At 39.3% G+C, this 11,860-nt stretch carries 11 protein-coding genes; 7 read left to right on the top strand and 4 right to left on the bottom strand.

The genetic code is table 11. The annotated features are described in order from the left end of the window. Window positions 1-119 precede the first annotated feature (119 nt). The 4 genes from HDF25_RS08630 (at window position 120) to def (ending at window position 4,231) form a co-directional block, all read left to right on the top strand. Window positions 120-1,100, top strand: coding sequence for a DUF2157 domain-containing protein (locus HDF25_RS08630; RefSeq protein WP_184624344.1), 981 nt, complete (start codon window positions 120-122; stop codon window positions 1,098-1,100). Beyond that, window positions 1,097-2,290 carry a hypothetical protein gene (locus HDF25_RS08625; protein WP_184624343.1) on the top strand — a complete coding sequence of 398 codons (1,194 nt, stop codon included), beginning with the start codon at window positions 1,097-1,099 and terminating at the stop codon, window positions 2,288-2,290. The genes HDF25_RS08630 and HDF25_RS08625 overlap by 4 nt, the downstream gene beginning before the upstream one ends. A 50-nt stretch (window positions 2,291-2,340) precedes the next feature. Then, window positions 2,341-3,570, top strand: coding sequence for a M16 family metallopeptidase (locus tag HDF25_RS08620; protein WP_184624342.1), 1,230 nt, complete (start codon window positions 2,341-2,343; stop codon window positions 3,568-3,570). 97 nt (window positions 3,571-3,667) lie between these two features. After that, complete coding sequence (gene def, locus HDF25_RS08615) at window positions 3,668-4,231, top strand: peptide deformylase (RefSeq protein ID WP_184624341.1); 564 nt, start codon at window positions 3,668-3,670, stop codon at window positions 4,229-4,231. On the opposite strand, the gene HDF25_RS08610 is transcribed toward def, so the two are convergent. Genes HDF25_RS08610 through HDF25_RS08600 form a run of 3 tightly spaced genes read right to left on the bottom strand, consistent with a single transcriptional unit; the run spans window position 4,228 to window position 6,285 of the window. Further along, window positions 4,228-4,875, bottom strand: coding sequence for a hypothetical protein (locus tag HDF25_RS08610; RefSeq protein WP_184624340.1), 648 nt, complete (start codon window positions 4,873-4,875; stop codon window positions 4,228-4,230). The two genes, def and HDF25_RS08610, sit on opposite strands and share 4 nt — an antisense overlap. A 54-nt stretch (window positions 4,876-4,929) precedes the next feature. After that, a complete protein-coding gene (locus tag HDF25_RS08605; protein ID WP_184624339.1) occupies window positions 4,930-5,175 on the bottom strand; it encodes a NifU family protein in 246 nt (81 codons plus the stop codon). A 33-nt stretch (window positions 5,176-5,208) separates the two neighbouring features. Beyond that, window positions 5,209-6,285: an Mrp/NBP35 family ATP-binding protein gene (locus tag HDF25_RS08600; RefSeq protein ID WP_184624338.1), complete on the bottom strand. Its 1,077-nt coding sequence runs from the start codon at window positions 6,283-6,285 to the stop codon at window positions 5,209-5,211. 118 nt (window positions 6,286-6,403) lie between these two features. Here HDF25_RS08600 and HDF25_RS08595 point away from each other — a divergent pair, with 118 nt between their 5' ends. The 3 genes from HDF25_RS08595 (at window position 6,404) to HDF25_RS08585 (ending at window position 9,855) form a co-directional block, all read left to right on the top strand. Continuing rightward, complete coding sequence (locus tag HDF25_RS08595) at window positions 6,404-8,569, top strand: transglycosylase domain-containing protein (protein WP_184624337.1); 2,166 nt, start codon at window positions 6,404-6,406, stop codon at window positions 8,567-8,569. A 4-nt stretch (window positions 8,570-8,573) separates the two neighbouring features. Further along, window positions 8,574-9,116, top strand: coding sequence for a hypoxanthine phosphoribosyltransferase (gene hpt / locus HDF25_RS08590; protein WP_317618192.1), 543 nt, complete (start codon window positions 8,574-8,576; stop codon window positions 9,114-9,116). A 79-nt stretch (window positions 9,117-9,195) separates the two neighbouring features. Continuing rightward, on the top strand, window positions 9,196-9,855 hold the full coding sequence (locus HDF25_RS08585; protein ID WP_184624336.1) for a phosphatidylserine decarboxylase family protein: 660 nt from the start codon (window positions 9,196-9,198) through the stop codon (window positions 9,853-9,855). A 73-nt stretch (window positions 9,856-9,928) separates the two neighbouring features. On the opposite strand, the gene HDF25_RS08580 is transcribed toward HDF25_RS08585, so the two are convergent. Next, entirely contained in the window at window positions 9,929-11,806 is a 1,878-nt protein-coding gene (locus HDF25_RS08580; protein ID WP_317618191.1) for a beta-N-acetylhexosaminidase, read from the bottom strand. Window positions 11,807-11,860 lie beyond the last annotated feature (54 nt).

Genomic DNA, 11,860 nt, shown 5'->3' with positions numbered 1-11,860 from the left:
TTTTAAGTACATAACGGCTTTATCAAGGGATGTTCCAATTTGATTTTAGTTGTCAAATTGACAGTAAATTATTTATAAAGTTATTTTTTTCTTAGTTTACTATAGAATTAAACTATTGTATGAATATCGAGCTGTATAAAAAGCTGCATGATGAAGGCCTTATTACTGAGGAAACACTCAAAAAAGCAGTTTATAAACATAACAATCCATTACTTTCACTGCACTGGGAACTGAAAACATTATTGTACCTGGGTGTTACGCTGTTAAGTACAGGGTTGGGCATTTTGATTTACAAAAATATAGATACCATTGGTCATCAGTTTATCTTATTGTTTATTGCGGCAATCAGTACCGGATGTTTTTATTACTGTATTAAAAACAGAAAACCATTTAACAGGGAACAGGTTAAGTCTCCAGGTTCACTTTACGACTATGTCCTGCTGCTTGGCTGTCTGAGCATGCTGAGTTTTTTAGGTTATCTTCAATTCCAGTATTTAATTTTCGGTACACATTACGGAATGGCAACCCTTATCCCTATGTTAATTCTGTTTTATATCGCTTATGAATTTGATCATTTAGGCGTACTGAGCATGGCAATTACCAATCTGGCAATCTGGATGGGTATAACAGTTTCCCCAATCGGAATGGTGGCCGATAGCTTTAAAAATACTACTCCACTTATTTATACGGGTCTTTTCCTGGGACTGCTCCTGTTAGTCGCTGGTTATTGCGCTGAACATTATAATTTCAAAAAACATTTTAAATTCACTTACCAGAATTTTGGTTTAAATATTTCGTTTATCTCCTTGCTTTCAGGATATTTCAACGATTCTTCCTATTTATTGGGTTATCTGTGGCTGATTGGCGTACCAATACTGGGTTTTATTTTATATCGGGATGCCCTGAAGAATAAATCATTCTATTTCCTGCTGATGATTATTTTATATGTCTACATCGCTGCCAGCACATTTGTTATAAGCTGGCTTATAAAGTCGGATTCATCATCGGCCTTTGTGCTCTGCTTACTATACCTTATCGGTTCCGCTATATATTTTGTGACATTACTGATTAGCTTAAATAAAAAAATAAAGGCATTATGATTATTTATAATAAAATATGGCTGGCTAATCTGTCTGTACAACAACAGCTTCGTCCGGCACTTGATTCTGGTGAACTGTCAAAAGATGAATTTAAAAATATAGAAGCTGCCTATCCTGTCGGATTTTATTCTCCGAATATCTTCGTAAGGGTTGGGTTGTTTATTCTAACCAATATTATTGCGGTTGTTTTTGGATGTTTACTGACCTATATGTTACTGGACTCTGATCTCATCAAAAGCCCTGTGTGGTACTTTTTTCTAGGTCTCTTCTGCTATATTGTACTTGAATTTGTTGTCAGAAGAGAAAATCATTTCAGATCAGGTGCTGATGACGCCCTGACCTGGATTTCAGCAGGTCTGATCCTTGCCGGCTTTTTAATCCTTTTGGCCAATCGGTTTCCACTTTATGACTCAAATTCGATAACCAAACTTTACTGGACAGCTGGAATTGTTTTCCTATTGAGTAGCTATTATACCATCCGTTTTACGGATAGCCTGATGGCTATAATGAGTTTCCTTTCTTTGGTATTCTTTGCTGCTGTATTATGGTACAATTCCAGTGCTTTTGGAGCCGCTACGCTACCTTTCCTGGTCATTCTACTCTCTGGTATAATCTATTATTTTTCATTGACTAAAACGAAGCAGCCCGCACTCATTTATTACCAGCATTGTATTAGTCTTGTGCAAATAACAAGCCTGGTTACCTTATACCTGTCGGGTAATTATTATGTCGTACAGAAACTGGGAACAGAATTATACGGGTATACTACAATTGGTCCTTATAAAGTCCCTTACCCCGTTTTCTTCTGGCCATGGACAATTTTGGTCCCTTTTATTTATACCGGAGCAGGCGTTTACAGAAAAAATGTAATTTTATTACGTACAGGATTGATTTTGATTGCCATAGCAGCCGTCACTTTTAAAAGTTATTACCATGTATTGCCTATTGAAGGGACTCTGGTCCTGATTGGGATAGTTACTCTGGGTGGATCTTACTGGCTGATCAGATACCTCAAAATGCCTAAACATGGGTTTACTTATGAAGAACTGGCAGCAGAAACTATTCCTGGTGGAATTAATGTCGAATCCCTGATTATTGCTTCAACCCAACTGGAAGATACCCCTAAGGGTACACAAAGTCCGTTTGGAGGCGGCGATTTTGGAGGAGGAGGATCCTCATCTGATTTTTAAGAGAGAATATTACAATTTGGTAGCAATGTTCTTCTGTATCTTTGCAAAGAATGGAATATAACGTACACACTTTGCCGAATGGCATTCGTCTTCTTCACGTACCCTCTGCATCAGCAATTTCTCATGCCTGCATTATCGTTAACAGCGGGTCCCGCGATGAAAATGAAAATCAGGCTGGCCTTGCCCACTTCATTGAGCATTTAATCTTTAAACGCACAGAAAAACGCAATACCAATCAAATTCTGAACAGGCTGGAAAGTGTTGGAGCTGACCTGAATGCCTATACCACAAAAGAATATACTTGTATCCATGCTTCTTTTCTGCATCCTTACCTGGACAGAACACTGGAATTATTTAATGATATCGTATTTCACTCCACCTTCCCTGAAGAAGAAATGGAAAAGGAAAAAGGAGTTATTCTGGATGAGATTGCTTCTTATCTTGATCAGCCAGAAGAGGCCATATATGATGATTTTGAAGATCTTGTTTTTGCAAATCATCCTTTAGGACGTAATATTTTAGGAACTACAGAAAGTGTAAACAAACTTTCTCAGCAGGATATCAAAAATTTTATTGCGGCCAATTATCATACTGATAAAATTGTTGTTGCTGTATTAGGTAATTACAGCCTAGCCAAAGCAGTTAAAATTTTCACAAAGTATTATGAAGAGATTCCTGAGAATTTGCATCAGGAGAGCAGAAAGGCGCCTGCTTCATCCCCGGTAATTACCAGAATAGACCAGAAACCAATTATGCAGGCGCATACAATGATAGGCTCTACTGCCTATTCGCTGCACCACCCGTTCAAAACCGGATTGTTATTGCTGAATAACCTGCTATGTGGTACAGGGATGAGTTCTATTCTGAATCTGCAGATCCGCGAAAAACATGGTATTGCCTACAGCATAGAATCTGGGTACAGCCCTTTAAGCGACACTGGTATTTTTACTTTATACTTTGGTACAGATAAAGAAAAAGTTGATCGTGCCCAGTCTCTGATTTATAAAGAATTCCGTAAAATCAGAGAAAACCCACTGACGGAAGTTCAGTTACAGAAAGCAAAAAATAAGTTCATTGGTCAGATTGCGCTGGGAGAAGAAAACAGGATCGGATTAATTGTTTCTATGGCAAAAAGTCTGATTGATTACAATAAAATTGATAGTCTGGAAACTGTTTTTGAAAAAATAGAGGCTGTAAGAACCAGTGAAATGGCAACTATCGCCAATGAAATTCTGGATGAAAAAAATCTTAGCGTCCTAACCTTTTACCCTTTAGGGTAATATTCGTACTTTTGTATCTTAATTAGTGCAATAGATATATTGCAGAGCGAACAAATACACAGTTCGTGTATTAAAAGTGTTAATAAAAATTATACAGATGAAATTACCAATTGTAGCATACGGAGATCCCGTTTTAAGGAAAGTATGCCAGAACATAGATGAAAATTATCCGGATTTAACAAAACTGATCAGCAATATGTTCGATACGATGTATGCAGCATATGGTGTTGGTCTTGCCGCTCCGCAAATAGGGTTGCCAATCAGGCTTTTTATTGTAGATACAGGTGCAGACGAAGACGGAAATCCAGGATTCAAAAGAGTATTTATCAATGCTGTTATACTCGAAGAATCAGGTGAGCCATGGGCTTTTACTGAAGGCTGTCTGAGTATTCCTGAAATCAGGGAAGACGTAATGCGTAAACCAAATGTTCTGGTCCAATACTATGATGAGAATTGGGTAATGCATGAAGAAGCCTTATCTGCCATGCCTGCACGTGTAGTACAGCATGAATATGATCATATTGAAGGAAAGTTATTTACCGACACGCTGAGCTTACTGCGTAAAAGAATGCTGAAATCTAAACTGGATTCTATTTCCAGGGGAGATGTTCGCGCAGACTACAAAATGAAATTCCCGCAACAACGCAATAAGAAGCGCTAGTTACTGCTACTTGTCTGCCTGCTTTTATCTCCGTTAAAAATCTGTTGCATTAATTTACCCCAGGCAAATGGATTTAACAAAGGGTTGCTTTGAACCATATTTCTATTCAACGCCCTTTCCTGGTCTATACGGAAATTCGTAGACGATATCTCTCCGGCATCCCTGGGGAGATATTGAATTTTTCCATTAATTGAGCGTGCAGACATATTCTTCCTTGCAATTTCCATATCATCATCAGCTACTTTCATAGAGAGAAAATCCTTGGTAAACTCCTCCACAGTGGCCCATGGATAAACACGTACAGCCGGAAGATAAACAATCTCAGATTTCATCTTAACCATCTCAGTGTACTTCGCATCTTTAACTGACAATGGAATAATAACCGTTTTATCAGTATATCCGATTGCGTTGTAAACTAAAGTATCACCTGGATGGGCAACAAATGAAAAGTAACCTTTATAATTGGCAGCATAGCGCTGTTCCTGGTTGGATTTATTAGTTATAGTGACATAAGGGACAACAAAACTACTGTCCCGGTCTGTTATAATACCCGAAAATTGAATCAGTCTTTTTCCCGCAGGTACCTGTTGCGCAAACAGCCCCGCCGTAAAAAAGACAAAAATCAACGTGAAAATGTATTTCATCGTACAAAAATAACTGTAATTCCCTAGCTGGCTAGTTAAATTATGTTAAATGGATTAAACCGACTCGGTTAAGTTAATCGCCTCAACTCCTGTTATTTGTGGTACGGCTTTCATAATAGCCTGCTCAATTCCTGCTTTCATAGTCATAAAGCTCATTTTGCAAGATCCGCAATTACCTAATAACTTCAATTTAACCACATTATCCGTTGTAATTTCTTCAACAGCCACATCTCCGCCATCAGCCTTAAGATAAGGACGGATCGTTTCTAATGCCTGTTCTACTTGTTCTAATAATTCCATGATATATTTTAAAAATATAAATTTACTAATTTTTTAGCTATCTGTCCGCAATGCATTATTAATTGCAATCTGTTGTGCAATCTTTCCAGCCATAACCGAGAAGGCTAAGGCTGTCTGGCTTTCTCTATCCATTGCAATTGGCGTACCACTATCCCCTCCTTCAGTGATCCCCTGAACCAAAGGCAATTCGCCTAAAAACGGAACATCAAAAGATGCTGCCAGCGCTTTACCACCGTCTTTACCGAAAATGTAATATTTGTTTTCAGGCAATTCTTCCGGCGTAAAATAAGCCATATTTTCAATTACTCCTAATACCGGAATGTTAATTGATGGCATCCTGAACATGGCAAGCCCTTTTCTTGTATCAGCCAGGGCAACCTGCTGAGGGGTAGTTACAATTACCGCGCCTGCAATCGGAAAACTCTGAGTAATCGTGATATGAATATCTCCGGTTCCCGGAGGAAGATCCACAATCAGGTAGTCAAGCTCACCCCAGTCTGCGTCATTGAATAACTGTTTAATTGCATTCGAAGCCATCGGGCCACGCCATGGCACAGGCTGATCGGGATCTGCAAAGAAACCTAAAGATAACAATTTGATCCCATACTTTTCGATAGGCAATATTAACGTTTTTCCATCAGCCGTTTCCCTCGCACTGGGCTTAGCACCTAGCAAACCAAACATCGTAGGGACAGAAGGCCCATAGATATCTGCGTCGATTAAACCTACTTTAGCGCCATCAGCAGCCAATGTGACTGCCAGATTACTGGCAACCGTTGATTTTCCAACCCCACCTTTACCTGAAGACACCAGAATAATATTTTTAATATCTTTCAACTGGTTTGTATCATTTGGCTTGGTTACCCTCGAGGTTATTTTGATCTCTATTTCAGCCTCCTTATCAACAAAATGCCTGATTGCATTCAGACAAGCATTTTTCAGCATATCTTTCATCGGACACGCAGGAGTGGTGAGTTCTAAAGTGAAAGTAATTTTTTTATCTTCGATGCTCAGCTCTTTGATCATGTTCAAAGTCACCAGATCTTTTTTAAGATCAGGGTCTTCGACATTTCTCAAAGCTGCTAAAACTTGTTCCTTGCTAATATTCATTGCCCAAAATTAACAAAAGGACGGTACAATTAATTGATTTTAGGCTTTTTAAGTGTAATTTTAACACGAAATAAACATTTGCATTTAACGTTAAGCAATTAAACACCTATTTTACAGCATGCATCTTCCAAAAATTAACATTCCTAAAAAATACATCAAAGTTGGTGCATGGGTTCTGGGAATATTTCTTGTATTAATCGCTATCGTGGGGACCATTGCTTACAGCAAAAGAGAGGCTCTACTCAAACAAATGATAGCCAAGGCTATAAAAAAAGCAGATACTGATTATGGACTTAAGATAAAAATAAGTGAAGCAGGCTTCAACGGACTGAGTACAGTGCATATGAAAAATATTTCAGTAGTCCCAAAAGACCGGGATACTTTATCTACTGTAGCAGATCTGACTGTAGGCGTTAAATTATTCCCTTTGCTTTTTGGTGATGTAAAACTGGCTGAAGTTGTATTGAATTCTGGTAAAGTAAGTGTTGTACTCAAAGACAGCCTCACCAATCTTGACTTTATCCTGAAACGGAAAAAGAAAGATAAAACAGATAATAAATCAAAAATTGATCTGAGTGATATTGCCCATGACATACTCAACCAGGTATTAAATAAGATCCCTGATGACATGGAGATGAAAAATCTGTTGTTTACCCTGAATGATAACGATACGGCAAAACTGAATTTTCTTACAACAACGGCAACTATAGACGGGGGTGATCTGAAATCTACTATACTGGTCAATGATCATGAGGCAACCTGGCATATTAACGGTAAACTAAAGCCGGGTAAAAAGCAAATGGACGTCCTTTTCTTTGCCGATGGTAAAAAAGTGGAACTACCTTATCTCGAAAATAAATTGCATGCGAAACTTAGTTTTGACACTGTCCGGACTGAAATGAAAAGTGCGGAATACAGTGGGGACAATTTCAAAATATCAGGTTCCTGGTCAGTTAAAAATCTATTGATCAACCATGCTAAAATCGCTTCTAATGACATAATTGTAAAGGATGCAAAGATCAATGCAGACATGCTGATCGGCCCAAACTTTGTTGCTCTTGACAGCACATCCACTGTGTTTCTGAAAGACGCTGCGATACATCCTTATTTAAAATATACTTTGTCACCAAACAAAATTTATGAAGTAAAACTTCATGCTGATGAACAGGATGCTCAGGCTGTTTTAAATGCTTTTCCCGAGGGGTTATTTGAATCGCTGGATGGATTACAGGTTAAAGGAAAAATTAAGTATGACCTTAATTTTTACCTCGACAGTAAAACACCAGATAGTCTGAAATTCAATTCTACACTTACTCCATTTGGGTTCAAAATTGTAAAATGGGGCAAATTAAATCTGCAGAAGATCAACGAGCCCTTCATTTATACTCCTTATGAGTATGGAAAGCCTATGCGCGATATTATGATCGGGCCTTCCAATCCAAATTACACCCCGCTTTCACAGATTTCCAGCAACTTTAAAAATGCACTGCTAACCTCTGAAGATCCTTCTTTTTATACACACAAAGGTTTTGTGGAAGAATCAATCCGTAAGTCATTTGTGATCAATTTCAAGGAGAAAAAATTCGTCAGAGGAGGAAGTACAATTTCTATGCAGCTGGTAAAAAATGTATTTCTAAGCCGTCAAAAGACACTTGCACGTAAAGCCGAAGAGATCCTGATTGTATGGTTAATTGAAAATAATCACCTGGTGAGTAAACAAAGGATGCTGGAGGTCTATTTCAACATCATTGAGATGGGTAAAAACATCTATGGAATCGGAGAGGCATCTAGACAATACTTTGGTAAAAGCCCGGCAGAACTGAACATTGGCGAAGGGATATTTCTGGCTAATATTGTTCCCCGTCCTAAAATAGCTATGTTCAAATTCCGCGGAGATGGCGGACTGAAAGACTATATGCTGCCATATTTCAGATATATGGGAAGAATAATGGCCAGGCGTGGTCTGACGCCTGCGGATACCAGCGGTTATGGTTTTTACAATGTAAGACTGAGACCAGGACTACGTCAATACCTGCTACCAGACTCGGCAAAGGTTGATACTGCGGCGGCGGCCTTTGATGTCGATACAGATTCACCGGTTAAAATGCAGGACGAATCAAAAAATCTTTTTGACAGGTTATTTGGTCGTTCCAAAAAAGAGAAGAAAGACACAACGGCAAGACAATTATCAGTACAGGATACAGTAAAAAAAACAAAAAAAGAATTGCGAAGAGAGCGGAGAGAACAACGCCGCAAAGAAAAGGAAGCAAATCCTTCGTTATAAAGAAATGATGAACACGATAGAAGTTGGAGACAGAAAATTCGAGATATCGATCACGAATGAGCGCATTAATGAGCGCATCAAATTAATAGCGGCACAGATCAATGCTGAATATGAAGATAAACGCCCAATTTTTGTTGGGGTATTAAACGGAAGTTTTCTGTTTATGGCTGATTTACTGAAGGAAGTAAATATTCCTTGCGAGGTAGCTTTTATGAAAGTTTCGAGCTATAAGGGCACGACAAGCAGCGGCGAAATGAAAGAAGTATTCGGACTTCCGGAAAATCTTAAAGACCGGAACCTGATTTTAGTAGAAGACATTGTAGATACCGGTTTTACTTTAAAATATATATTGGAAAAAGTTTATCTGCAACAGCCGGCCTCTGTCCGTGTATGCAGCCTTTTATTCAAACCTGAGGCTATCCTTTCACCTATTCAAGAACTGGAATACATCGGGTTTGAAATTCCTAATGAATTTGTAGTTGGCTATGGTCTGGATTATGATGAACTGGGCAGAAACCTTAAACATATTTACCGCACAATTTCCTGATCTCGATTCTTTAGCCCGATTCTTTAGCCCGATTTCCGTAAATTTTTCACAATTTTGCATCAAACATATTTATAACTAAATGACAATACATAAAGAAGGTTATACAACCATCGCACTCTCAATCCTTTTTATCTTTATATTAAATGCCATTATCGACTATAGATTTGCTGATGTCACCTGGTTAAGATGGATTGTATATATCGCTTCATTCGCTTTATTTATCATAGTACTACAGTTTTTCAGAAACCCATCCAGACCATTTGTAACTGGCAATAATCTGGTCATCTGCCCTGCTGATGGTAAAGTTGTAGTTATTGAAGAAACTCAGGAAGGTGAATATTTTAAAGACAAAAGATTACAGGTATCTATTTTTATGTCACCTGTAAATGTGCATATTAACAGAAACCCAATTGCCGGAGTGGTTAAATTTTTCAAATATCATCCCGGAAAATATTTAGCAGCCTGGAATCCTAAATCATCTACAGAAAATGAGCGTACAACCGTTGTCGTAGAACATGCAAATGGCACTCCTGTATTATTCAGACAGATTGCCGGAGCTTTGGCCAGAAGAATTGTATGGTATGTTAAAGAGGGTGACGTAGTAGAACAAAGTAAAGAATTTGGTTTCATTAAGTTCGGCTCGAGAGTAGATATATTTCTGCCGTTAGGAACCAAAGTTAATCTGGAATTAAATCAGGTCGTTAAAGGCGGTATTACTGTTTTAGCGGAACTGGCATAGGCTGGAATAAAGCATAAATTAAAGGCGGTTAAATATGTTCACTTACGCAAGTGAACATATTTAACCGCCTTTTTTATTTCTTTTCCCCGGCTCTTTTAAGCAATTCGGCAATTGGCATACTAATTTCATGCCCTACCAACTCTCCATTCCTGTAAGTAATGACTTTGAGGTTTCTCGCATTTTTAGGAACATGTAGCGGCTGTTCATATTTTGCAGAAAAATTATCCGGCCTGGTATTATCAAAAGTATAATAGGTTATCAATCCAGGTACTTCAGTACTGAGGGTAATCAGCAGCCCGTTTTCCGTCTCCTGAACAGCCTTAAAAGCCGGATCATACAAACTAGTAGCGTAGTTCACCCTGGCGGCGTCATATCGCCTGGTTTGCGCTTCCGCTCTTTTGACAAACCCTGGCCAGTCTCTCATTTCTTTTGGAGACCAGAAAACTTCCGCCAGCGCAAAACTACGTGGCCAGGTCATATATTCAGCATGGCGTAACGTAGGTACAGATTCTGTCCACAAATTTCCTTGCCCTCCAAGAACCAATGCTGCATCAATCCCTTCTGGTACAGGATCAAATTCATAACATGTCTTCAAACGCAGCATAGAATACGTCTCCGGCTCAGTAACCGGGTCACCCTGATAAAGATCAAGATAACAATACTGTGTTGGGGTCATAATAATCTGGTGTCCGGCTTTCGCTGCCGTAATGCCTCCTTCCATACCTCTCCAGCTCATCACTGTCGCAGACGGAGCCAGACCGCCTTCTAATATCTCGTCCCATCCAATTAATTTCTTTCCCTTAGACAGAATGATTTGCTCTACACGCCTGACAAAATAACTTTGGAGCTCCTCTGCCGAATTTAATTTTTCGGTCAGCATTCTCTGCTGGCATTTCGGACACTTCTTCCAGAAAGCTTTATTGCACTCGTCACCCCCCATATGGATATAAGGAGAAGGGAATAAGTCTGCAACTTCACCAATCACCTTATCTAAAAAAACAAATGTAGAATCATTTCCCGCGCACAGCGAGTTTTCGCCCTGGAACTTACTCCCGGGATTTACATTGAACGGCCCTCCGGTACAGGAATACTCTGGGTAAGCAGCCAATGCCGCCATACTATGTCCCGGGACATCAATTTCAGGAATAATCATAATGTGACGGTCCTGTGCATATTGCACAACTTCCCTGATATCTTCCTGCGTGTAATACCCTCCGTCGGTTGCCGGCTCTCCTGGTTGTGGTTCATCAAACTGCCACCAGGTACCCGTACGCGGAACACGCCAGGCGCCTGTGCTGGTCAGCTTCGGAAAGCTCTTTATTTCTATACGCCACCCCTGATCATCAGTCAGGTGCCAGTGAAATACATTAAATTTATACTTTGCCATTTGATCGATGTACCGCTTTACATCTTCTTTCGGGAAGAAATGACGACTGACATCAAGCATCAGTCCTCTCCAGCCAAAACGCGGATAATCGAGAATCGTCACACAGGGCAGACTCCATTTAAGCTCTTTGGCTATAGTCTTTGATTCTATAGCTGCAGGTAATAACTGCATCAGTGTCTGCATCCCATAAAACAATCCTGCCGGCTCATTAGCAGAAAGACTAACTTCCTGATTTGTGACGTTCAAGGTATAACCTTCTTTTCCAAGCCGGGAATCGGCCTGATCGTTAAGTTTTAGCAGAATATATCTGGATATCTTATTATCCTTGCTGTATCGCAGGGATAACTGCATTCCGGTCGGCCTGGCAATCCTTTGCTGCAAACTAAGCGCAATATCTCTTAGTTCTGATTTATCTCTCTGATAAACAATGGTGACCTGGGGACTGAGGATAAAAACACCTGCCTGCTGGTGTAATGATACAGGCTGAGGGAGTAAATTAATCTCCTGGGCTACTCCTTGTTGAATACCATAGAGGCTAAGTAGTAAAAATAAATATTTTCTCACAATTTTCATTTTGGTTCCGTTAAAGAAACCAAATTATGAGCAATATTAATACTG

The sequence above is a fragment of the Pedobacter cryoconitis genome (genome assembly GCF_014207135.1).
In the GTDB taxonomy this organism is placed as follows: domain Bacteria; phylum Bacteroidota; class Bacteroidia; order Sphingobacteriales; family Sphingobacteriaceae; genus Pedobacter; species Pedobacter cryoconitis_D.
This window is presented reverse-complemented; position numbering and strand designations above follow the sequence as displayed.

What these genes read in the sequence shown, in the direction of transcription:
- HDF25_RS08630 (WP_184624344.1), top strand. Translation starts at nt 120, where the DNA reads ATGAATATCGAGCTGTATAAAAAGCTGCATGATGAAGGCCTTATTACT.
- HDF25_RS08605 (WP_184624339.1), bottom strand. Translation starts at nt 5,175, where the DNA reads ATGGAATTATTAGAACAAGTAGAACAGGCATTAGAAACGATCCGTCCT.
- HDF25_RS08625 (WP_184624343.1), top strand. Translation starts at nt 1,097, where the DNA reads ATGATTATTTATAATAAAATATGGCTGGCTAATCTGTCTGTACAACAA.
- HDF25_RS08585 (WP_184624336.1), top strand. Translation starts at nt 9,196, where the DNA reads ATGACAATACATAAAGAAGGTTATACAACCATCGCACTCTCAATCCTT.
- HDF25_RS08600 (WP_184624338.1), bottom strand. Translation starts at nt 6,285, where the DNA reads ATGAATATTAGCAAGGAACAAGTTTTAGCAGCTTTGAGAAATGTCGAA.
- HDF25_RS08620 (WP_184624342.1), top strand. Translation starts at nt 2,341, where the DNA reads ATGGAATATAACGTACACACTTTGCCGAATGGCATTCGTCTTCTTCAC.
- HDF25_RS08595 (WP_184624337.1), top strand. Translation starts at nt 6,404, where the DNA reads ATGCATCTTCCAAAAATTAACATTCCTAAAAAATACATCAAAGTTGGT.
- hpt (WP_317618192.1), top strand. Translation starts at nt 8,574, where the DNA reads ATGATGAACACGATAGAAGTTGGAGACAGAAAATTCGAGATATCGATC.
- def (WP_184624341.1), top strand. Translation starts at nt 3,668, where the DNA reads ATGAAATTACCAATTGTAGCATACGGAGATCCCGTTTTAAGGAAAGTA.
- HDF25_RS08610 (WP_184624340.1), bottom strand. Translation starts at nt 4,875, where the DNA reads ATGAAATACATTTTCACGTTGATTTTTGTCTTTTTTACGGCGGGGCTG.